The 21,646-nt window shown below is 67.8% G+C and carries 17 protein-coding genes; 6 read left to right on the forward strand and 11 right to left on the reverse strand.

Annotated features, from left to right (window positions below; all coding sequences use genetic code 11):
• Positions 1-46: 46 nt before the first annotated feature.
• Genes A3ES_RS0106410 through A3ES_RS0106425 form a run of 4 tightly spaced genes read right to left on the reverse strand, consistent with a single transcriptional unit; the run spans position 47 to position 4,361 of the window.
• Positions 47-1,288, reverse strand: a complete 1,242-nt coding sequence (locus A3ES_RS0106410; protein WP_020385957.1) for an NAD(P)/FAD-dependent oxidoreductase — start codon at positions 1,286-1,288, stop codon at positions 47-49.
• 9 nt (positions 1,289-1,297) lie between these two features.
• Complete coding sequence (locus A3ES_RS0106415; protein ID WP_020385958.1) at positions 1,298-2,143, reverse strand: carbohydrate ABC transporter permease; 846 nt, start codon at positions 2,141-2,143, stop codon at positions 1,298-1,300.
• Positions 2,140-3,027, reverse strand: a complete 888-nt coding sequence (locus tag A3ES_RS0106420; protein WP_020385959.1) for a carbohydrate ABC transporter permease — start codon at positions 3,025-3,027, stop codon at positions 2,140-2,142. Before A3ES_RS0106420 ends, A3ES_RS0106415 begins: the two co-directional genes overlap by 4 nt.
• Complete coding sequence (locus A3ES_RS0106425; protein WP_020385960.1) at positions 3,024-4,361, reverse strand: ABC transporter substrate-binding protein; 1,338 nt, start codon at positions 4,359-4,361, stop codon at positions 3,024-3,026. Before A3ES_RS0106425 ends, A3ES_RS0106420 begins: the two co-directional genes overlap by 4 nt.
• Positions 4,362-4,497: 136 nt before the next feature.
• Here A3ES_RS0106425 and A3ES_RS0106430 point away from each other — a divergent pair, with 136 nt between their 5' ends.
• Both A3ES_RS0106430 and A3ES_RS0106435 read left to right on the forward strand, forming a co-directional pair.
• Positions 4,498-5,178 (forward strand): FadR/GntR family transcriptional regulator, encoded by a 681-nt coding sequence (locus tag A3ES_RS0106430; RefSeq protein WP_020385961.1) that lies wholly within the window; start codon positions 4,498-4,500, stop codon positions 5,176-5,178.
• Between the two features lie 132 nt (positions 5,179-5,310).
• Positions 5,311-7,248 carry a sialidase family protein gene (locus tag A3ES_RS0106435; RefSeq protein WP_020385962.1) on the forward strand — a complete coding sequence of 646 codons (1,938 nt, stop codon included), beginning with the start codon at positions 5,311-5,313 and terminating at the stop codon, positions 7,246-7,248.
• A 43-nt stretch (positions 7,249-7,291) separates the two neighbouring features.
• On the opposite strand, the gene A3ES_RS0106440 is transcribed toward A3ES_RS0106435, so the two are convergent.
• Together A3ES_RS0106440 and A3ES_RS0106445 are read right to left on the reverse strand one after the other, a co-directional pair.
• On the reverse strand, positions 7,292-8,524 hold the full coding sequence (locus A3ES_RS0106440; RefSeq protein WP_020385963.1) for a deoxyguanosinetriphosphate triphosphohydrolase: 1,233 nt from the start codon (positions 8,522-8,524) through the stop codon (positions 7,292-7,294).
• 11 nt (positions 8,525-8,535) lie between these two features.
• Positions 8,536-9,180 carry a dihydrofolate reductase family protein gene (locus A3ES_RS0106445; protein ID WP_020385964.1) on the reverse strand — a complete coding sequence of 215 codons (645 nt, stop codon included), beginning with the start codon at positions 9,178-9,180 and terminating at the stop codon, positions 8,536-8,538.
• Between the two features lie 642 nt (positions 9,181-9,822).
• Here A3ES_RS0106445 and A3ES_RS0106450 point away from each other — a divergent pair.
• Together A3ES_RS0106450 and A3ES_RS0106455 are read left to right on the forward strand one after the other, a co-directional pair.
• On the forward strand, positions 9,823-10,374 hold the full coding sequence (locus A3ES_RS0106450) for an ArsR/SmtB family transcription factor (RefSeq protein ID WP_202806441.1): 552 nt from the start codon (positions 9,823-9,825) through the stop codon (positions 10,372-10,374).
• Entirely contained in the window at positions 10,371-11,672 is a 1,302-nt protein-coding gene (locus A3ES_RS0106455; RefSeq protein ID WP_020385966.1) for an MFS transporter, read from the forward strand. Before A3ES_RS0106450 ends, A3ES_RS0106455 begins: the two co-directional genes overlap by 4 nt.
• On the opposite strand, the gene A3ES_RS0106460 is transcribed toward A3ES_RS0106455, so the two are convergent.
• A complete protein-coding gene (locus A3ES_RS0106460; protein WP_020385967.1) occupies positions 11,594-12,244 on the reverse strand; it encodes a TetR/AcrR family transcriptional regulator in 651 nt (216 codons plus the stop codon). The two genes, A3ES_RS0106455 and A3ES_RS0106460, sit on opposite strands and share 79 nt — an antisense overlap.
• Positions 12,245-12,343: 99 nt before the next feature.
• On the opposite strand from A3ES_RS0106460, the gene A3ES_RS46440 reads away from it, so the two are divergent.
• Positions 12,344-13,183: an alpha/beta hydrolase gene (locus A3ES_RS46440; RefSeq protein ID WP_020385968.1), complete on the forward strand. Its 840-nt coding sequence runs from the start codon at positions 12,344-12,346 to the stop codon at positions 13,181-13,183.
• Here A3ES_RS46440 and A3ES_RS0106470 read toward each other — a convergent pair.
• Complete coding sequence (locus A3ES_RS0106470) at positions 13,148-14,674, reverse strand: helix-turn-helix domain-containing protein (RefSeq protein ID WP_020385969.1); 1,527 nt, start codon at positions 14,672-14,674, stop codon at positions 13,148-13,150. The genes A3ES_RS46440 and A3ES_RS0106470 overlap by 36 nt on opposite strands.
• Before the next feature lie 154 nt (positions 14,675-14,828).
• Here A3ES_RS0106470 and A3ES_RS0106475 point away from each other — a divergent pair, with 154 nt between their 5' ends.
• Positions 14,829-16,058 carry a hypothetical protein gene (locus A3ES_RS0106475; protein ID WP_020385970.1) on the forward strand — a complete coding sequence of 410 codons (1,230 nt, stop codon included), beginning with the start codon at positions 14,829-14,831 and terminating at the stop codon, positions 16,056-16,058.
• Positions 16,059-16,079: 21 nt separating this feature from the next.
• Here the strand turns inward: A3ES_RS0106475 and A3ES_RS0106480 are convergent, their stop codons facing one another.
• The 3 genes from A3ES_RS0106480 to A3ES_RS0106490 form a co-directional block, all read right to left on the reverse strand.
• Positions 16,080-16,352, reverse strand: coding sequence for a YciI family protein (locus A3ES_RS0106480; protein ID WP_020385971.1), 273 nt, complete (start codon positions 16,350-16,352; stop codon positions 16,080-16,082).
• Positions 16,353-16,654: 302 nt separating this feature from the next.
• On the reverse strand, positions 16,655-19,333 hold the full coding sequence (gene ppdK, locus A3ES_RS0106485; RefSeq protein WP_020385972.1) for a pyruvate, phosphate dikinase: 2,679 nt from the start codon (positions 19,331-19,333) through the stop codon (positions 16,655-16,657).
• Between the two features lie 347 nt (positions 19,334-19,680).
• Positions 19,681-21,645 (reverse strand): vWA domain-containing protein, encoded by a 1,965-nt coding sequence (locus A3ES_RS0106490; protein ID WP_020385973.1) that lies wholly within the window; start codon positions 21,643-21,645, stop codon positions 19,681-19,683.
• Between the last annotated feature and the right edge of the window lies 1 nt (position 21,646).

Here is a 21,646-nt window from a genome sequence, read left to right on the forward strand (position 1 = left end):
GGTGAGTCTACGGTCCAGCACGCGACCGCAGTACAACGGACGCCGGCTAGACCTCCGGCAGCTCGATCGAGGAGTCCGCGAGGCGGGCCGGATCGACCTGCTTCTTGGTGCGGATCAGGTCCCGTACGCCGTCGATCGCGCCCCACGTGTTGACGTGCATGCCGGCCAGCACGTGGTTGTCGTCGGCCAGCCAGAAGGCCAGGTAGGCGCCCGATGCCGGGTCACCGCGCAGGACGACCTGGTACGACGTACCGCGCGGCACGTCACCGGCGTACTCCATGCCGAGGTCGTACTGGTCGGTGAAGAAGTACGGGATCGCGTCCTGCGACACGTCCTGCCCGATCATCGCCTTCGCCGCCGCGGCGCCGCTGTCCTTCGCGTTCTGCCAGTGCTCGACGCGGATCGAGTGGCCGAGCAGCGGGTGGTCCCAGCGGACCACGTCGCCGGCGGCGTACACGCCCGGTACTGAGGTCTGCAGGTCCGCGCCAGTGCGGATGCCGGAACCGTCCTCGCGGCTCGCGACGTCGATCCCCGCGGCCTCGGCGAGCTCGGTGTTGGGCTGGACTCCGACACCGACGACCACCAGGTCCGCGGGCAACACGTCGCCACCGGAGACCCGTACGCCGGTCAGCTTGCCGTCACCCTCGAAGCCTTCGACGCCACTGTTGAACCGGAGGTCGACGCCGTGCTGACGGTGGAGGTCGGCATACAGCTCGCCGACCTGCTCGCCCATCACCGAAGCGAGGGCGGTGGACTGCGGCTCGACGACGGTGACCTCGCAGCCGCGTTCGCGGGCGGCCGAGGCAGCTTCCAGCCCGATCCAGCCGGCTCCGACGACGACCACGCGCGGCTTGGCGGCGTACGCGTCGGTCAGGGCTTGCGACTGCGCCGCAGTACGGAGGTAGTGGATGCCTTGCAGGTCACCACCCGGTACGTCGAGCTTGCGGACGCGGCTGCCGGTCGCGATGAGCAGCTTGTCGTAGCCGACCTCTGAGCCGTCGTCGAGTGTCACTGTGCTGGCCGCGGTGTCGATGGCGGTCGCCTTGGCGCCGAGCCGGAGTTCGATGTTGTTCTCGTCGTACCAGGCACGGTCGTGGAGCTGGGCGCTGACGGGCTCGTCCTTGCCGAGCAGCACGGCCTTCGACAGCGGCGGTCGCTCGTAAGGCAACTCGGTCTCTTCACCGATCAGGACGACTTGGCCGGTCCACCCTTCCTCCCGCAGGGTCTTGGCTGCCTGGGCTCCCGCCAGGCTCGCTCCGATGATGACAATGCGTTCCGAGTCAGTCATGGAGTGAGGCTAATCCTTCAGGCTTCCCTGCGTCAGCCCTGTGCGCCAGTGGCGTTGCAGGACGACCATCAGGATCATCAGGGGAATCACCGACAGCAGAGCACCGCCGACCGTGAGCTGGTACAGGATCGGCGCGCGGTCGGTGTAGCCGTGCCAGGAGGTCAGGCCGAGCGTGACCGGATAGAGCTTCTGATCGGACAGCATCACCAGGGGCAGGAAGAAGTTGTTCCAGATGCCGACGAACTGGAAGAGGAACACGGTGACCAGGGCAGGCGTCATCACCCGCAGCACGATCCGCCGGAAGATCGCCAACTCGCCGGCGCCGTCGATCCGCGCGGCCTCGAGCAGGCCGTCCGGCACCGCGGCGGTCGCGTAGATCCTGCACAGGTAGACCCCGAACGGACTCACCATGCTCGGGATCAGTACCGCGGCGTACGAGTTGGTCAGACCGACTTTGTTGAACAGCAGGTACAGCGGCAGCGCAAGGGCGGTCGCCGGGATCAACACCCCGGCCAGCACGATGTTGAAGACCGTCTCACGCCCGGGGAACCGGAACTTGGCCAGGGCGTACCCCGCCGCCGACGAGAGCAAGGTGGCCGCCAGAGCACCTACCCCGGCGTACAGCAGGCTGTTGGCGATCCAGCGGAGGTAGATGCCGTTGTCATAGCTAAGCACCATCCGCAGGTAGCGGATCGGATGCGGGTCGGCCAGCCAGAACCCGTTCGAGCCGAACAGCCCGGTGGTGTCCTTCGTCGCCGCCAGCACCAGCCAGTAGACCGGGATCAGGAAGTAGACGGCGGCCACCGCCAGCAGGGACGAGACGATGATCCGCCAGCGCAGCGGGGTGGAGGTCACTCGTCCCCCTGCCGTCCGACCAGACGCAGGAAGCCGAACGAGAGCAGGCACGCCACGAGCGCGAGCAGCACGGCCTCCGCGGCGGCCAGGTTGTAGCTGTTGTTGACGAACGCCTGGGTGTACGCGTTCAGGTTCGGGGTGTAGGTGTCGTTGATGGCGACCGTCAGCGGCCGGAGTACCAACGGCTCGGAGAACAGTTGCAGCGTCCCGATGATCGAGAAGACGGTGGTCAGGACGATCGCGGGCCGCGCCATCGGCAGCTTGAGGTAGCGCGCCAACTGCCAGGCATTGGTGCCGTCGATGCGCGCCGCCTCGTAGAGCTCGATCGGAACCGCCTTCAACTGCGAGATGACGATCAGCATGTTGTAGCCCGCGAACTGCCAGGTGACGATGTTCGCGATCGACCACAGCACGGTGCCGCTGGAGAGGAAGTCCACCTGTAGGCCGGCGCCGTCCAGCAGCCGGACGATCGGGCTGATCCCAGGCACGTAGAGGAAGCCCCACAGGATCGACGCTATCACCCCTGGCACCCCGTGCGGCAGGAAGAACGCCGAGCGGAAGAACGGCACCCAGCGGGCCGACGCCGATTCCAGCAGCAACGCCAGGACGACGGACAGCACGATCATCAACGGGACCTGCACGACGCCGAACAACAGCACCCGCAGCACGCTGCCGGTGAACTCGCTGTCGCGCAGGGCGGCGGAATAGTTGGCGAACCCGGCGAAGACCGACTTGTCACCGCCGAGGCCGAGCGGCCCGCTGCGCTCGACCTTCAGCAGGCTCTGGTAGATCGCATAACCGATCGGCGCCAGGAAGCAGCCCGCGAACAGCAGGCAGAACGGCCCGAGCAGTGCGAGGACGGCAAGGTTGCGGTGGCGCCTCACCCGGTGGCCACCTTCAGCCCCTTGGCCTGCAGGTCAGCCACGGTCTGCCGCTGCACGGTTGCGATCGCATCGCCGAAGGAGGTCTTGTTCGCGATCGCGGCGGTGATCGCGTCACCGAGGTGGCGATAGGTGTCGCTGATGGTCGGGATCCACTTCCAGCTCTTGTCGATCAACTGGTCGGACTTGGCGAACACCTCGTTGTACTTCGCACCGCCGAAGAACGCGCTCGGCTTGTCCAGCGCCGAGCCGGTGAACGCGTCCTTGGCCGCCGGCCAGCCGTAGCCGCCCTGGATCAGCAGATCCACGCTGGCCTTGTCGGTGTTCAGCCAGATCGCGAACTCGAGTGCTTCCTTCGGATACTTGGAGCCGTTCAGTACCGCGGTGCTGGAGCCACCCCAGTTCGAGCTGGACGGCTTCGCCTTGTCCCACTGTGGCATCTGGGTGACCGCCCATTTGCCCGCGGTGTTCGCCGCGTTGCCGGTCAGGATCGCGTCACCCCACTGCGCGGCGACCCAGCACCCGATCTTGCCGCCCTGGACCTCGGAGAACCATCCGCTCTGCTGATCCGGCTCCGGCTTGACCAGGTCAGCACGGATCAGCCCTTCCCAGTAGGACGCCACCTTCCGCGTCTCGGGCGAGTCGATGGTGACTACCCAGTCGTCACCGCGTACGTCGAACCACTTCGCACCGGCCTGCCAGGCCATCGCGCTGAACCAGCCGCCGCTGGTGGGCGGGAAGGAGCAGATGTACGACGTCGGGTCAGCCTTGCGGATGGCCCGGGCGGCTGTCTCGAACTCGGCCCAGGTGGTCGGCGGCTGCACGCCCCACGCCTTGAAGCGATCCGTCCGGTAGTACATGCCCATCGGCCCGGACGCTTGCGGTACGGCGTACACACCGGACCCGAAGCTGCCCTGCTGCCATTGCCAGTCGACGAACTTCCCGGCCTGGTCGTTGATCCCGTACTGCGTGAGGTCGACCAGGCCCTTCTCCAGCAGGAAGGCCGGGATCTGCTGGTACTCCACCTGGCCGAGGTCGGGTGGGTTGCCGGCCTTCAGCGCGGCGAACATCTTGGGGTAGGCACCCTTGGAGCCCGCGATCACCTTCTCCAGCTTCACCTGGACATCCGGGTTCTTGCTGTTCCACAGGTCGACGGCCTTGTCGATTCCCGGCACCCAGGACCAGAACGCCAGGGTGATCTTCTCCCCCGGCTTTCGGCCGGCGGTTCCGGCCGCGCTGGGGCTGTCGTCCGACGAACAGCCGGCCAGCGCCAGGCCCGCGGCAGCGGCCGCGGCTCCGGTCAGCAAGGTACGGCGATTGATGGGGCCCGGTGACATGACTTCTCCTCAGCAAACCGGCGGTGATGCAAGACATAGGACGTAGGATGTTCACGGACGGTAGGACACCGAGCCGCAGCCGGTCAAGAGCTGGTGCGGTGTAGATTGCCGCGCAATGGCCGGCACAGGAGGCAGGATGCGGATGCGCCCGGGCGCTGCCCTGGAGGAACGGATCATCGAGCTGATCCACGAACGCGGCCTCGCGCCCGGCGCGGCGATGCCGACCGAACCGCAACTGATGGACCTGCTCGGCGCCAGCCGCAACAGCGTCCGGGAGTCGATCCGCGCACTCCAGGCGCTCGGCATCGTCGACATCCGGCACGGCTACGGCACCTTCGTCGGACAGACCTCACTGACTGGGCTGACCACCTCGCTCGCGTTCCGGGTCCGCTCCAGGGCCGGCCACGGCGTCCGCGCGATCCACGACCTGGTCGAGGTCCGCGAACTGCTCGAGACCGGGCTGATCGGCGAGGTGGCCAAGGCGCGGACCAGCGAGGGAAGGCTTTCCGCGCTGGACGCGCTGGTGACGGCGATGGCCCACGACCCGGGTGCGGACCGGGCCTTCCACGCACTGCTGTACGAGAACTGCGGGAACGAGCTCGTCCTGCAGTTGATCGGCCTTTTCTGGGACACGTACCACGACGTGGAGCACATCCTGGGCGAGCCGGCCGACCGGACCGACGACATCATCGCCAACCACCGCCGGATCGTCAGCGCCGTGCGCGACCGCGACGCCGAGGCGGCCCGCGACGCGATGCGGCTGCACTTCTCCGACATCCGGACCCGGATCGCCCGCGCCGAGTCCGAAGCTTCCTGACCCGAGCTTCCTGACCCGAGCCTCCTGACAGGGCTTCCTGACAGGCCCGCCGCGACCTCTTGCCGGACCGCGGGTAAATCACTATGTTTTCGCAGGACATCCCATGTCCTACGCTTCGGCAGGGAGTGAGCTATGGTCCTCCGCCTCTTTCGAACCACCTCCACACGTCCGCTGACCACCGCACTGATCGCCACCGGCGCACTGGTCGCGACACTGGCCGGCAGCCCCCCGGCGACCGCCCGGCCGGCCTCTGCGCCACCTGACGCCCCGCAGTCCGCAGTACCGGCGGCCCAGCCGTTCGTCGAGGACAACGTGTTGTTCCAGCAGAAGACCGACGGGTATGCGTGCTTCCGGATTCCAGCCATCGTGCGCGCCGCCAACGGCACGGTGCTGGCGTTCGCCGAGGGGCGGGTCGCCGACTGTGGTGACGACGGCGACATCGATCTCGTACTCCGGCGGTCGTCCGACGGCGGCAAGACCTGGGGCCCACTCCAGGTCGTTTCCGAAGGCAACGGCACCACCCACGGCAACCCGGTCCCCATCGTCGACCAGTCGACCGGGCGGATCGTTGTCGTCAGCACCCACAACGGCTCCGCGCCGTGCCCGAACGGCTGCGACCGCGACCCGTACGTCCAGACCAGCGACGACAACGGCGCCACCTGGACGCCGGCGCGGGAACTGACCGATGCCAAGCTGCCGTCCTGGAACTTCTGGTACGCGACCGGTCCGATGCACGGCATCCAACTGCAGCGCGGCAATCACGCCGGACGGATGATCGTCGGCGCGAACTTCGAGACGTACGACGGGGTCGGCAAGCACATCTACGGCACCCACCTGCTCTACAGCGACGACTCCGGCCAGACTTGGCACATCGGCGCGACCACCTCCCGCGACGACGGCACCGTGATCGCGCAGGAGGTCACCGTGGTCGAGCTGACCGACGGGAGGATCTACGCGCTCGCCCGTGAACGCGGTACAGACCGGGGCAGCCGGGCCGAGGCGATCAGCAGCGACGGTGGAGCGACGTTCGATGCACCCTTCAAGACGCTGCCCGCGCTGGTGATGCCCGACGTACAGGGCTCGTTGCTGCGATTCAGCGCGCGGGACGACGGTGATCGGCGCAACCGCATCCTGTTCTCCGCGCCGGCTCATGCAGCTGCTCGCGAGGTGATGACCGTGCGGTCCTCGTACAACGAGGCTCGCACGTGGGGTACATGGCAGCAGGGCAAGGTCTTCTGGTGGGGACCGACTGCCTACTCGGACCTCGTCCGTCTGGAAGGTGACGAGGCCGGGTTGCTCTACGAGGCGGGCGTGGCGACGCCGTACGAGACCATCCGGTACGCACGGTTCAACGAGGCCTACCTCAGTACGCCGAACGGGACGCCACCCGGGATTCCGGGACCGCCCGCGCCGGGACCGCGGACCACCGATGCGAGCCCGGGCCACACCCCGGCGTACGTGCGAGGCGGCGCGATCGTTGCTCCGGGCAAATTCGGCAACGGGATCGCGCTGGACGGGGTGGACGATCGCGTCGAGGTGCCGTTCGACCGGTCCATCGATGTCGGCGCGGACGACTTCACCATGATGGCGTGGATCAGGTACGGCGCGATCACCGGAACGCACTCGATCCTCTGGGCCTACCGGACCGGATCAGGGACGACACCGCAGGTCTGGCTGCGAGCGGAACCGGGAAGCCAGCGGATCAGGGCGCTGATGGCGGTCGACCGCTTCAACGTCACCGTGCAGTCGAGCTCGGCCTACAACGACGACCAGTGGCATCACGTCGTCCTGCAGCGCGTTGGCGGGTCGCTCAGGCTCCTCGTCGACGGCGTCGAGGTCGGCTCCGCTGTCGCACCGCCGGGATCGGTGACGGCGGGCAAGGAGTTCGGTGTCCAGGGCATCCACGTCGGTCAGCGGGTGGACGGCGTGAACCGCTTCCACGGGACGCTGGACGACGTCCGGGTCTACCGCCGCGCCCTCTCCCCGGCCGAACTCACCCAGATCCGCCTTACGAACAAGCCGATCCGGGAACAGCTCGGCCTCCACCTCCCCTTCGAGTCCATCCACTGACCCGTTGCCTCCGAAGAACCTCAGCCCTGAGGTTCTTCGGAGGTCAGCGGACGAGGGCGGTGTGCCAGGCCTGGGCCGAGGGGTCGGTCAGCGACGCGACCTGGTCTATGACGACGCGGAGGCGAGCACTGTCGTCCCCGGCTTCCTTGAAGTCGGCGGCGAAGGCGGCGTCCAGGTGGTTCGGCGCTGACTTGGACAGGGCGTCCACCAGTTCGGTGAGCAGTTCGCGCTGGACCGCTCGCCGAGCCTGGCGTTCCGGCGAGTTCAGCACGTGGAACATGCCGATCCCCTTCAGCAGGCCGATCTCGGCGCGGATCCCGCTCGGCACGACCAGGTCCGCTTCGTAGCGAACCAGTCGCGACCGGCCGAACCGGGCGTGGGTCGCCTGCTCCGCCGCAGTCACGAAACGCCCGATGAGCTGGCTGGTCAGATCCTTCAACCCGCCGTGCGCACGCCGGCTGTCGTCGAACGCCGCCCGCGGCCAGTACACCAGGCTCGTCAGCCGCTGCCAGCTCTCGTCCAGCTCCGCATCGGTTGCCTCCGGCAAGTAAGAACGCCGTACCGTCTCCCAGTACTGCGCCCGCTCGGCGCCGACCCGGCCGAGGTCGATGTGGTGCGCCACGATCCCGTCCTCCACGTCGTGCACCGAGTACGCCACGTCGTCGGCGAAGTCCATCACCTGCGCCTCGAGACAGCGCCGCCCACCCGCGTCGACGCCCTGCCGCAACCAGTCGAAGACCGCGGCGTCATCGTCGTACACGCCGAACTTGCGCTCGCCGGTCCGCCTCGGCCACGGGTACTTCGTTGCCGCGTCGAGCGTCGCGCGACTGAGATTCAGCCCGACACTGCGCCCGTTCTGATCGAACGTCTTCGACTCCAGCCGGGTCAGCAACCTCAGCGTCTGCGCGTTCCCCTCGAACCCGCCGATCTTCTCGGCAAGCTGGTCCAGCGCCCGCTCGCCGTTGTGGCCGAACGGCGGATGGCCCAGATCATGCGCCAGACAAGCGGCATCCACGATGTCCGGGTCGCAGCCGAGCGTGCTGGCGAGTTCGCGGCCGATCTGCGCGACCTCCAGGCTGTGGGTCAGCCTGTTGCGAACGAAGTCGTCGCTGCCGGCCGTGACCACCTGCGTCTTCGCCGCCAGCCGACGGAGCGCGGCACTGTGCAGCACCCGGGCACGATCGCGCGCGAACGCGGTGCGCCCGGGCCGCTTGACCGGCTCCGCGACCCACCGCTCGGCATCATGCTCGTCGTACCACTCATGCTGCTTCCTCATCACGACTCACACTAGCCATCCCCACCGACACTTTCGCCGGCGTCGAAGGAGGCGATGCAATACCGGAGCCAGGTGATGCCTGGCAGGAAGGTCTCGACATTGGCCAGGGAGAGGTCGAGGTGACCGGTGAACGAGTCGTGCCAGCGCGGTGCGTCGCCGACCAGGACGGGGTGGACGAGCAGCGTGAGCTCGTCGATCAGGCCTAGGTCGAGGAGTGCTCCGAGCAAACTGCCGCCGCTGTCGACGCGGACGACCTTGGCGCCCCGTCGGCCGAGCAGCTCCAGCAATTCGGCGAGGTCGACCCGGTCATAGCCGGTGACGAGCTCCTGGATCGCGCTGTCGGGTGGACGCGCCGGGGTCTGATCGGAGTACAGGGCGAGGACGTCGGACCAGTAGCCGAGCTCGCGCAGAGCTTCGAGGTTGTGGACGCGATGACGGCTGTCGACGACCGCGAGCAGCGGTCCGTCGGCGCGCGGACCGGGGCGAACGGCCGTCCGGACAGCACTCTCCTGGGCCAGGATCGTGTCGGCGCCGACCAGCGTCACGTCCTCCTGCCAGAGCGTCGCCAGCGCATAGAAGCGCGCCTGATCGGCCTCGAACCCGGTCGTCGCACCGTCGATCGAGACCGCCACCTGAGCCACCACATGAGGCCGCATACCAAGAACCTAGAGCCGGCCACCGACAATCCTCCCCGGCTGGGACAGCATGCGGCGGATCGGCGTGCTGGCCGGGTCCGCGCGGTGGCCGGTCTGTCCCACCGTCGCGACGTCGAGGCCTGCCGGACCAGCACCACGAGCGCCAGCGCCGGCTGCAATCAGCAGTTGGGGAGGATTTTCGCTGGACCCGGGGCGGATTTTGCGCCCAGTCCGGGACATTTCCCTCCCCAACCGGCGAGACGGGATCGACCTTGGGCACGGGCTGGGCGTCGTACGGCCTGGTTGGGGTGAATAGCCGGCGCACAAGGTGGGCTGAGTGGTCAAAAGGTGGCGAATGATCAGGTGATGTCGGGCGGGCGGGGCTCGGGATGGCGGGTCAGACCCCTGGGGCACAGGGCCGGGAGGGTCTGGACGCCGGCGCATACCGTCCTCGGCCAGCAAACGCTTCCCCCGGCGTGTCGGGGCATCAGCGCAGGGTCGTGCGTGCGCAGCCGTCCGCGCCATCGCCACAGCGGACGCATGGTCGAGCACTCGACCAGCTGATTCCGCGCCCTGGCTGCGGGCCGGCCTCAGCGAAGCATCTCTCCGGATATTTCCAGAGGAGTCTTTGCAGAGACTCCTCTGCAAGTTACGATGACCAGCATGACACCAAGGCGGATCGACGCCCGCAGCCTGCGCGGCCTCGCGCACCCCCTGCGGATGCGCATCCTCGAAGCGCTGGAGCTGGACGGGCCGGCCACCTCGACCGGACTGTCCGCGCGACTGGGCGAGAGCACGGGGACCATCAGCTGGCATCTGCGACTGCTCGCCGAGCACGGCTACATCGAGGAAGAGGCCGACCGCGGCACCAAACGCGAACGCTGGTGGCGGGTACCGCCGGGCGGCACGGTGCTCAACCCGGCCGACTTCCGCGACGACCCCGAGACGAGCGGAGCGCTGAAGGTCTACCTGGAAGACCTGGTCGAGCGGTACTACGACCGCGTACGCCGGTACGTCGCCGAGGACTGGTCGGGCGAATGGCAACACGCAGCCGGCCTGTCCGATTGGCGGGATCTGAAGCTGACCCCGGAGAAGCTGGTGGCACTCAACGAGGAACTGCAGGCGACCATCGAGCGCTACACGGGCGACTCAGAGGACCCAGACGCGATGCCCGTGATCGTGCAACTGCAGTCGTTCCCCCGGCGGCCCGCGTGACCTCTAGGACGGCGGCCGGCAGGAGCCTGCTGGTCCGTCATCGCGACTTCCGCTGGTTCTGGGTCGGTGAGACGGTCAGCCGGTTCGGCAGTTCGGTGTCGACCGTCGCGCTGCCGCTGATCGCCGTATCGGTGCTTCAGGCAACGACTTTCCAGGTCGGTCTGCTGAGCGCGGCCGCTTGGCTGCCCTGGCTGCTGATCGGGCTGCCGGTCGGCGCCTGGGTGGATCGCTGGCAACGCCGGCCGATCATGCAACTCGCCTCGGCGACCTCCCTGATCCTCTTCGGGAGCATCCCGCTCGCGGCGTACGCGGGCCTGCTGAGCGTCGAGTTGCTGCTCGCCGTCGCAGTACTGACCGGAGCCGCCGCCGTTTTCTTCCAAACCGCCTACACCGCCTACCTGCCGACCCTCCTCGCTCAGGACGATCAGGCCGAAGGCAACGCCAAACTCCACGGCAGCGCCGCGGCCGCTCAGATCGCCGGGGTCGGTTGTGGTGGTCTGATCGTCCAGCTCACCGGCGCCGTCGACGCGATGCTCGTCGACGCCGCGACCTTCCTCGCCGCCCTGCTCTGCCTCACCTCGATCCGCTGGCGCGAACCGCGCCGGCAGACCTCCGACCGAAGCCCACTGCGCGTCGAGGTGCTGTCCGGCCTGAAGCTCGTCGCCGGTGACGTCTGGCTTCGCACCATGACGATCTTCGGCGGCGTCTCCAACATCGCCCTGATGGGCTACCAGTCGATCGTCGTGGTGTTCCTCGTCCGCGAGGTCGGCCTCTCCCCCGGTCTCGTCGGCGCCCTGATCGCCATTGGCAGCAGCGGTGGAGTCGTCGGAGCGTTCCTGGGCCGCCGCGTCGCCAACAGAGTCGGTACTGCGCGCGCAACCCTGCTGTTCGAGCTCGTCCTGCCGACACTGGCCCTGCTGATCCCCTTGACCAGCAAGGGCCCCGGCCTCGCCCTCTACCCGATCGGCGCCTTCTGCATCGGCGTCGGCGTAGTAGCCGGCAACACGATCAAGGCGACCTTCCAGCAGGCCTACTGCCCACCCGAGCTCCGCGGCCGCCTCGCAGCCAGTACGTCGTTCCTCAACTACGGCACGATCCCAATCGGCGCATTGCTGGGCGGCACACTGGGCGAAGTACTAGGCCTCCGTCCTGCGCTGTGGATCGCCACGGCAGGTGTGCCGCTAGCCGGGCTGGTCCTGCTCTTCTCCCCCATCGGGCGTCAGCGCGATCTCCCGGATCGCCAGGGCAGCGCAGTACCGGCTGTTGCGGCTGATTCGAGTCGCGCGCGGATCGAGTGACGCGCCTGGGCGTAGATCGCGCCATCGTCGTCGTGGAGCAGTGAGGCGAGGTTGGCCGAGTCGTAGTAGGCGTTCAGCTCGAAGGCGAGTTGCGCGGGGTCGGCCTCGAGCTCGCCAAGAGAGATCGCTTCGCCGATGGTTTGCTCGACGAGCTGAACCCACTCCCGATTCACCTCAGCCAGGTAGTCGCGTACCGGACCGCGGCGGGCGCCGTACTCGTGGGAGGCCTTCGCGAAGAAGCACCCGCCCGGGAAGACGCGCCGCTGCGAGTAGTCCAGCCAACACTCGCTCAGCGCCCAGACCCGGCTGAACCCGGGCGCAGTCGCGAGCGCAGGCTCCACCACTGCGGTCACGTAGATCCGCCGGGCCGCCCGAACCGTCGCGAGCTGCAACTCCTCCTTCGACCCGAAGTGCGCGAACAACCCGCTCTTGCTGATCTCCAGCTCCTTGGCGAGCCGCCCGATCGACAGCCCTTCGAGCCCGTCCACCGAGGCGATCTCGACCGCCTTGCCCAGCACAGCCCGCCGGGTCTGGTCACCCCGCACCAGCCGTCCGTCGACACGCGTCTCCACCGCCACCTCCTGTGCCGGTCATCTTAGTTCGGTTGACGTGGCTGCTCGCCTAAACTAATAATACGACCGTTCGTATAGTTTCCGAAAGAGGAGCGTCCAGTGATCGTTGAAGTGGTTCATGCGAGCTTGAAGGTGCTTCCGCCGTCGATCGCGGGACGGGTGGCGTTCGAGTTGTGGCGGCGGCCGTTGGCGCGCGGCAAGGTCCGGGCCGACGAACGCGTGGTGCACGAGGCCGCGCGGGTCGAGGTCGTCGACGGCGTCGTCACCTATGCCTGGGGCGACGGCAGCCGCCCGGTCCTCCTCGTCCACGGCTGGCGCTCCCGAGCTTCCCGGTACTACGCCTTCGTCCAGCGCCTGCTCGAACTCGGCTACAGCCCGATCACGTACGACGCCCCCGGGCACGGCGACTCCGAAGGGCCGGCCGGGACGATCCTCGACCACCAGCGCATCATCCAAGGTCTCGAGGACAGGCATGGGCCGTTCGAGGGCGTCATCGCGCACTCGCTCGGCGTCCCGTTCGCGTTGTTTGCGGTCCGCGAGGGAGTACAGGCCAAGCGAGTGGTGACGATCAGCGGGCTCGCGGACTTCGGCTATCTCGCCGACGCTTTCTGTCGAGAGCTTGGACTTGGCGCCAGGGCCAACACGTCGCTGCGCCGGTCGATCGAGCGAAAACTGTTCGATGGCGACCAGGAGATCTGGACGAAGTACTCCGTCGCGGCCGGCGAGGTGGACCTGCTGGCGATCCACAACGACGAGGATGACGTGGTGGACCCGTCGCAGGCGCCGGTGCTGCTGGCGCAGTACGGGTCGCGAGCGCACTTTCTGCAGACGAACGGCCTCGGTCATCGCCGGATCATGGTCGATCCGGAGGTGATCACCGAGGCCGTGGCCTTCTTGCAAGACTCAGATGTCGCGGAACGTCTCGATCTGGGCGCCTAGCGAGTTGAGCCGGGCGGCGAGTTCCTCGTAGCCGCGGTTGATCACGTAGACCGACCGCAGCACCGAGGTGCCCTTGGCCGCCATCATCGCGATCAGCGTGACGACCGCCGGGCGCAGCGCCGGCGGGCACATGATCTCGGCACCGGAGAAGTGCGTCGGGCCCTCGACCATCACCCGGTGCGGGTCGAGCAGCTTGACCCGGCCGCCGAGCTTGTTCAGGTCGGTCAGGTAGATCGCGCGGTTCTCGTAGACCCAGTCGTGGATCAGCGTCTGCCCGGTCGCCGTCGCCGCGATCACCGCGAAGAACGGCAGGTTGTCGATGTTCAGGCCCGGGAACGGCATCGGGTGGATCTTGTCGATCGGCGCGTGCAGCGTGGACGCACCTGTGGTCAGGTCGACCAGCCGGGTCCGGCCGTTCTCGGCCAGGTACTCGTCAGTGCGGCTGTAGTCGAGGCCCATCTCCTCCAGCAGCGCCAGCTCGATCTCGAGGAACTCGATCGGCGCCCGCCGGATGGTGATCTCCGAGCTGGTCACGATCGCCGCGGTGAGCAGGCTCATCGCCTCGATCGGGTCCTCGGACGGCGCGTAGTCGACGTCCACATCGATGTCCGGCTTGCCGTGCACGGTCAGCGTCGTACTGCCGACGCCGTCGATCGTCACGCCGAGCAGGTCGAGGTAGAAGCACAGGTCCTGGACCATGTAGTTCGAGCTGGCGTTGCGGATCACCGTGACGCCGTCGTACCGGGCGGCGGCCATGATCGCGTTCTCGGTCACCGTGTCGCCGCGCTCGGTCAGCACGATCGGCTTGACCGGCGTGACGGCGCGGTTCACCATCGCGTGGTACTCGCCGGCGGTCGCCTTGATGTCCAGGCCGAACGGGCGCAGCGCGGACATGTGCGGCTCGACCGTCCGGGTGCCGAGGTCGCAGCCACCGGCGTACGGGAGCTGGAAGGTGTCCTCGCGGTGCAGCAGCGGGCCGAGGAACATGATGATGCTGCGGGTCCGGCGGGCCGCCTCGGCGTCCATCGAGGCCAGGTCGAGGTGGGCCGGCGGGACGATCTCCAGGTCGCCGGCGTCGTTCAGCCAGGTGGTCTTCACGCCGATCGAGTTCAGTACTTCGAGCAGCCGGTTGACCTCCTCGATCCGGGCGACCTTGCGCAGCGTCGTCCGGCCCTTGTTCAGCAGGCTGGCGCACAGCAGCGCGACACCGGCGTTCTTGCTGGACTTGACGTCGATGGATCCGGACAGCTGGCGTCCACCCACCACACGAAGGTGGACCGGACCGCCACCGAGAGAGACAATCTCGGAGTCGAGTGCTTCGCCGATCCGGGCGAGCATCTCGAGAGTGAGGTTCTGATGGCCCTTTTCGATCCGGTTCACCGCACTTTGACTGGTGCCCAGCACGTCGGCGAGCTGGGTCTGCGTCCAGCCGCGATGTTTGCGGGCGTCCCGGATGAGATTGCCGATCCGGCTCAGGTAGTCATCAGTCATGCGCCGGACCTTATCTCACATGTGAGATACCGCTTCACCGACCCGCCGCTGCCAGCGTAGCCAACGTCACGACGCACCGGCCCGCCAACCCTCAGTGCGACTGCTGCGTCCTACAGTTAGCTCACCCCGCCGACCGCCCGGAGAGGAACAATCGATGCCCGACGACGTCACCACCTCAGGTGTGACCGAGTTCGAGGCGGAATCCTGGCCGCTGGAAGCGGCCGCCGACGGCCTGCATCAGGTCATCGACGGCTTCCAGAACGGCGACACCCGGCCGCTCGTGATCGGCGACGGCGACCAGCCGGTGCTGGTAGTGCTGGCGATCGCCGACCTCGCCGACTTCCGCGCCCGGATCGCCGAACTGCTGGGCAACCCGGTGGATGCCGGCTGGTTGCGCTACTATCTGCGCTCCAACTTCGACATGAGCTCCGAGACCCTGGTCGAGCAGCTCGGCGTGGACGCCGACCACGGCCTGTCCTCCCTGGCCAGCCAGGTGAACGTCGACCAGGCGGCGGTCCTGCTGCCCGACCACCTGCGCCGGACCGAGGCGGGCGGCAACCCGCTGATGCTGATCGGCGACGGGATGCTCGCGACGGCGGCCCTGATCGCGTTCCCGGCGTTCTCGGTGCTGCTCGCGATGGAGAACGAGGGCAAGACCGACGACGACTCCTGCGCGCACGACGAGGAGGAGAAGCCGACCACGCCACTGGAGGTGCTGGCCGAGCGGCTCGGACCGATCTCGACGCAGCTCGTCGCGCAGATCAACGCCGGCCGCCAGCTGGGCCTGCCGAAGTACGACCTGCACTTCGAGGACGACCTCGTCGAGCACCTGCGCGACCTGGAGCAGCGGGCGCAGGCGGCTCCCGGCGGCGGCGCCTACGGTGAGCTGAGCGATCTGCTGCACTCGTTCGACCAGATGCGCAGCGGTGAGCTCGGGGAGGAAGGCGTCGAGGAGGAGGAGCCTGCGGAGGCGCCGTACATCGAGGTGACGGATCTCCCGGCGGCGTTCCCCGAGGTGCGGGACGCGTTCCGCTCCGGCGCGGACGATCCGTACCTGATCGGCATCGACGGGAGCCCGCTGGCCGGGCTGATCTCCTACGACCTGTACGAGATGCTGCAGAAGGTCTCCGTCGACATGGACGGCACCGAAGAGGCGCCGGTCCTGCCGTTGCCCGCGCCGCTGTGGGAGAACGGCCCGGAGGTGCTGCCGTTCGACGCGGCGGTCGAGGTCTGCCCCGCGGTGCTCGAGGACATCTCGAACGGCGACGCGTCGATGCTGTTCGTCGCCGACGACGAGACGGGCGAGCCCGAGATGGTGCTCGCCCCGCTCGTCTGGCTGTGGGCCTACGTCGACTACCTCGAGCTGGAGCCGACCGAAGCCTGACCGGTACTGCTCCCGCCGGGCTCAGGCCGGCGGGAACAACTGCTGCCACTCCTGCAGCGACGCGATCTCGTAGACGTCGGCCGCGGTGTACGGATCCTTGGCGAGGATGTCGCGAACTTCCGCCTCGTCGGCGACGTCGTAAATCAGCAAGGCGCCGGACTGATCGGTGAACGGACCGGCGGTGTGCAGCTTGCCGGCGGCGTGCAGTTCGCCCAGGTACTCCCGATGGGCCGGCCGGACCTCCATCCGGCGGTCGTTGTCGGTGAATTTCAGCTGAAGCACGTAAAGGGCCATGGCCTCAACCCTATAAGGGAAGCCACAGCCCCGCCGCGATTCGACGTTGGTGCGGGAAGGGCGTCACGAGCCGCCACAGCGGCTGGTTCAGGTCGGACCCTAAAGTCGACGGTGATCGCCCTTCCCGCTCGGTCATTTTGACTACCGGATCAGCCGGATGCAAGAGGTTGGTTAAGTCGAATTGCTGCCAACAGTTCCGGCCGGTAGCGCTCAGTGATCACGCCACCCGCCACCTCGATGAGAGCGCCGATACAGCCGTACAGTCCGTCACGACGCCGCGAAGTCAAGGGGCGCCGTGCAGGTCAGGCCAGTGCGGCGCGGCCTGCTTCGAGGCGGGCGACCGGGATGCGGAAAGGCGAGCAGGAGACGTAGTCGAGGCCCACTTCGTGGAAGAAGTGGATGCTGTCGGGGTCGCCGCCGTGCTCACCGCAGATGCCGAGCTTGAGGTCGGGCTTGGCGGCGCGGCCCAACTCGGCGCCGGTCCGGACCAGCGCGCCCACGCCGTCGCGGTCGATCGACTCGAACGGGGAGACCGCGAAGATGCCCTTCTCCAGATACCGCGTGAAGAAGGAGCCCTCGACGTCGTCCCGGCTGAAACCCCAGGTCGTCTGGGTCAGGTCGTTGGTCCCGAAGGAGAAGAAGTCCGCCGCCTCGGCGATCTGGTCCGCGATCACCGCGGCTCGCGGCAACTCGATCATCGTCCCGATCGGCGTCTTCCACTCCACTCCTTCGACGCCTTCGCTCGCCCGGTCCACCTCGGCCAGGACTGCGTCCACCTCGTCACGCGCCAGCTGCAGTTCCTGCACCGCGCCGACCAGCGGGATCATGATCTCCGGCCGGGGATCCTTGCCCTGGGCACGCAGTTCGGCAGCGGCCGACGCGATCGCGCGGACCTGCATCGCGAACAGCCCTGGGACGACAAGGCCGAGCCGGACGCCTCGAAGACCCAGCATCGGGTTCTGCTCGTGCAAACGCTGAACGGCGGCCAGCAACTCCCTGTCGCGGCCCGGGTCCTCGCCACGCTCCTCCGCGACGGCCACCTTGACGGCCAGATCCTCCATCGACGGAAGGAACTCGTGCAGCGGCGGATCGATCAGCCGGATCGTCACCGGCAGCCCGTCCATTGCCGTCAGCAACTCCAGGAAATCCCGACGCTGCAAGGGTTCCAGCTCGGCCAGCGCCGCCTCACGCTCGCTGTCCTGATCGGCCAGGATCAGCCGCTCGACCGCTTCGCGCCGCTCCCCCAGGAACATGTGCTCGGTCCGGCAAAGTCCGATGCCCTCGGCACCGAACCGTCGCGCCCGGGCCGCGTCATCCGCGGTATCCGCATTGGTCCGTACGCCGAGCCGCCGGGTCTCGTCCGCATGCGTGATCAGCCGGTGCACGGCGGCGACCAGTTCGTCGCCGGAGTCAGCCGCGAGCGACCCTTCGAAGTACTGGACGACCGGGGACGGTACGACCGGTACCTCGCCGAGGAACACCTCGCCGGTGGTGCCGTCGATCGAGATCACGTCGCCCTCGGCGATCGTCGTACCGTTGACCTTGATCTTGCGGGCGGAGACATCGACCTCGAGCTCCTCGGCCCCGCAGACACACGTCTTTCCCATGCCTCGGGCAACTACTGCCGCGTGCGAGGTCTTGCCGCCGCGGCTGGTCAGCACGCCCTGGGCGGCGATCATGCCGTGCAGGTCGTCGGGGTTCGTCTCACGGCGTACCAGGATGACCTTCGCACTCTGGCCGGCCGCCTCGACGGCAGCGGCCGAGGTGAAGACGACCTTGCCCGAGGCAGCACCCGGTGAGGCGCCGATCGCCTTGGTGACCAGGTCTTTCGCCGCGTCGCCGTCGAACCGCGGGAACATCAGCTGGGCGAGTTGCGCACCCTTCACCCGGCGCAGCGCCTCGTCGGTGTCGATCACGCCCTCGTCGATCAGGCTGGTCGCGATCCGGAACGCCGCCCCCGCGGTCCGCTTGCCAACCCGCGTCTGCAGCATCCACAGCTTGCCGCGCTCGACGGTGAACTCGATGTCGCACAGGTCGCGATAGTGCCCTTCGAGTTTGGCCATGATCGCCATCAGATCGTCGTACGACGACTTGTCGATCTGCTCCAGATCGGCCAGCGGAACCGTGTTGCGGATCCCCGCGACGACGTCCTCGCCCTGAGCATTCTGCAGGTAGTCGCCGTACACGCCGGGCTGGCCGCTGGCCGGGTCGCGGGTGAAGGCGACGCCGGTGCCGGAGTCCATCCCGAGGTTGCCGAACACCATCGAGCAGATGTTCACCGCCGTGCCGAGGTCTTTGGCGATCCGCTCCTGGCGGCGGTACAGGATCGCGCGCTCGGAGTTCCAGGAGCCGAAGACCGCCTCGATCGCGAGGTCCATCTGCTCGCGCGGGTCCTGCGGGAACTCCCGGCCGGTGTGCTGCTTGACGGCACCCTTGAAGGTCTCGACGAGCGCCTGCAGGTCGTCGGTGTCCAGGTCCAGGTCGTTCTTGCTGCCCTTGGCCTGCTTGGCCGCCTCGATCGCGTCCTCGAAGACGTCGCCTTCCATCCCGAGCACGGTCTTGCCGAACATCTGGATCAGCCGGCGATAGGCGTCCCAGGCGAACCGCGGATTGCCGGAGTGGTGCGCGAGACCATTCACCGAGTCGTCGTTCAGGCCGACGTTGAGCACCGTCTCCATCATCCCGGGCATCGACGCGGCGGCACCGGAACGGACCGAGACGAGCAGCGGGTCGTCGGCCTGGCCGAGCTTCTTGCCCATCTTCTGCTGCAACGCGTCGACGTGGTGGTCGATCTCGTCGGCGAGTTCAGGGGGCACGGAGCCGGTCGCGAGGAAGACCTTGCAGGCCTCGGTGGAGATGGTGAAGCCGGGCGGTACCGGCAGGCCGAGATTGGTCATCTCGGCGAGGTTCGCCCCCTTGCCACCGAGAAGTTCCCGCATGCTCTTGTTGCCTTCGGTGAAGTCGTAGACGAGTTTCGGCACGGTGACTCCCTGAGGTTTGGGCCCGAGGTGTTGACGGCGACTGGTCGCGGCTTGGTGACCGCTGGCCCGACGACTCCGATGGCGAGGGCGTCTTTTCAGGGTAAGGCAGAAAAACAGTCCAGTTGAACACTGGTCTCACGCTGTGAGGGTGACGCTGCCCACATGTCATCGACCGGAAAACCCTTACCCCATTGACAACGCAGGACAAATCCCCATTTCACCGACGGATGGTGGGCAAGCCCACCACTGATGGGCTTGAACACCAAACGGAGGCCGTGAACAAGGTCTGCAGTGTTCACGGCCGCTGTTTGGTGTGCAAGCCCACTTCTGGTGGGTTCGCCCCCACTTCAGAGGCGGCGACGGGTCCTCAGGTAGTCGCCGACGACGGCCGCGCCGAGGCCGTCTGCGTCGGGGGCCAGCACCCGGCCGCCACTGCGGCGAGCGAGGAGGTCGACGAACGCGTTCAACCGTGGATCGTCGCCCAGGCGGAACACGGTGAGGGATGCGCCCAGCTTGGCGAGGCGGTCCACCTCCGCGACCGTCTTGCGCAGCGTCGCCGGTCGAGGCGGGTAGTCGAACTCGGCGGTGCCATCCGGTTCCAGGTGAGCAGTCGGCTCCCCGTCCGTGACCATCAGGACCACCGGCTGGGCGTCTGGATGACGTCGCAAATGCCGGCCGGCCAGCAGCAGCGCGTGGTGCGCATTGGTGCCCTGTTCCCAGGTGCCTTCCATTCCGATCAGCTGCGGCAGCTCCACCACACCGGCGTACCGGCCGAAGGTGATCAGCTGGAGTGCGTCGTTGCGGTACCGGGTCGAGATCAGCTGGTGCAAGGCGAGCGCCGTCCGCTTCATCGGCAGCCAGCGGCCTTCCTGCACCATCGACCAGGACGTGTCGACGAGCAACGCGACGGCGGCTCGCGCCCGATGCTCGGTCTCGGCGATCTCGACATCCGACACATCCAGCCGCACCGAGCCATCACGCCCGGCCCCAGCAGTCCGCAGTACTGCGTTGCGCACCGTCCGCGGCACATCCCATGGCTGGGTGTCACCGAACTGCCAGGCTCGCGTCGACCCGCTCAGCTCGCCGGCCGCTCCCGCCGAGGCGGCGTCACGTTCGCCGGACTGACCGCGCGCTGTTCGCAGTACGTCGGAGAGCGCTGTCTGGCCGAGCTGCCGCAGCGCCTTCGGAGACAGCTGCAACGTGCCATCGGGCGCGCGCTCGAGCAGCCCCTGGTTGCGCAGCTCTCGCTCCAGCTCGGACAGCCGGCGTGCATCGACCGTCGCCTCGTCACCGAGCTGCTGGGTCAGCGCATCCAGATCGATGTCCTCCAGCCGCGCCCCCGGATACGACTGGGCCAACTGCTCGGCCAGCGCATCCAGCTCGGCGAGATCGGACATCGCCCGGGCACCCTCGGCCAGCCCGAGCGGATCATCGCCACTCATCCGCTCGGACCCGGACCAGTCCTCGCCGGGCCTGAGCGCCTGCAGCTGAGCGTCGAGATTCGCCAGCTGCTGGGACAGCTGAGGATTGCCGAACGCCTGCTGCGAGAGCTGAGCCAGTTCGGCCCGCTGCTCCGGCGTCATCGAGTTGAGCATCCGCTGCGCGGCCGCCGCGCGACCAGCCAGTACGTCGATCAGCTCGTCGACCGTGCGCGGGTTCTCCGGGAAGAACTCGCCGTGTTTGGCCATGAACTCGCTGAAGAGCTGATCGATCTGCGGATGCCCCTGTGCATGAGCCGCCAGCAGCGCATTGAGATCGGACAGCATCTCGTTGATCCGCTCGACGTCCTCCGGCGTCGTGTTCTGCAGCGCCTCCTTCATTCCCTCGAAGCGCGACCCGAGCAGTTCCCGGCCGAGCAGCTCGCGGATCTCCTCGTACTTCTGCCTGGCCTCACTCGACTGCCAGTCATAGTTGGCCAGCTCCCGTACTGCGGCCGCGGTACCGACCGGCAACGCGTCGAGCTGTGCTTCGCGGAAGCGGGCATCGTCGGAGGGGTTCGGGAACAGGTCACGCCGCTCGGCCTCGAGCGCTTCGTCCAGCAACCGCTGCACGTCGCGCAAAGTACCGTCCAGGTTGTGCCGCCGCTGGATCTCGCGACGCCGCTCCCACAACCTGCGAGTCAGATCATCGAGCCCTTGGGTGTTGCGCGTGCCGCGCCGGAGCAACTCCTCCAGCGCGGACCTCGGTGACGAGCCGGCCATCACGTCCCGGCCGAGCTCGTCCAGCGCGTCCCGCAGATCCACCGGCGGGGCGAGCGGGTCCGGACCCTCATGCCAGGGTCCGTACGACCAGCCTTCCGGTATGACGGACATG

This window comes from Kribbella catacumbae DSM 19601 (assembly GCF_000372465.1).
In the GTDB taxonomy this organism is placed as follows: Bacteria; Actinomycetota; Actinomycetes; order Propionibacteriales; family Kribbellaceae; genus Kribbella; species Kribbella catacumbae.

Coding starts and splice junctions, on each gene's coding strand:
- A3ES_RS0106440 (WP_020385963.1), bottom strand. CDS start 8,524: ATGAGGAAGCAGCATGAGTGGTACGACGAGCATGATGCCGAGCGGTGG.
- A3ES_RS0106475 (WP_020385970.1), top strand. CDS start 14,829: ATGCCCGACGACGTCACCACCTCAGGTGTGACCGAGTTCGAGGCGGAA.
- A3ES_RS0106470 (WP_020385969.1), bottom strand. CDS start 14,674: ATGACTGATGACTACCTGAGCCGGATCGGCAATCTCATCCGGGACGCC.
- A3ES_RS0106410 (WP_020385957.1), bottom strand. CDS start 1,288: ATGACTGACTCGGAACGCATTGTCATCATCGGAGCGAGCCTGGCGGGA.
- A3ES_RS0106490 (WP_020385973.1), bottom strand. CDS start 21,645: ATGTCCGTCATACCGGAAGGCTGGTCGTACGGACCCTGGCATGAGGGT.
- A3ES_RS0106425 (WP_020385960.1), bottom strand. CDS start 4,361: ATGTCACCGGGCCCCATCAATCGCCGTACCTTGCTGACCGGAGCCGCG.
- A3ES_RS0106480 (WP_020385971.1), bottom strand. CDS start 16,352: ATGGCCCTTTACGTGCTTCAGCTGAAATTCACCGACAACGACCGCCGG.
- A3ES_RS0106435 (WP_020385962.1), top strand. CDS start 5,311: ATGGTCCTCCGCCTCTTTCGAACCACCTCCACACGTCCGCTGACCACC.
- A3ES_RS0106430 (WP_020385961.1), top strand. CDS start 4,498: ATGCGGATGCGCCCGGGCGCTGCCCTGGAGGAACGGATCATCGAGCTG.
- A3ES_RS0106450 (WP_202806441.1), top strand. CDS start 9,823: ATGACACCAAGGCGGATCGACGCCCGCAGCCTGCGCGGCCTCGCGCAC.
- A3ES_RS0106445 (WP_020385964.1), bottom strand. CDS start 9,180: ATGCGGCCTCATGTGGTGGCTCAGGTGGCGGTCTCGATCGACGGTGCG.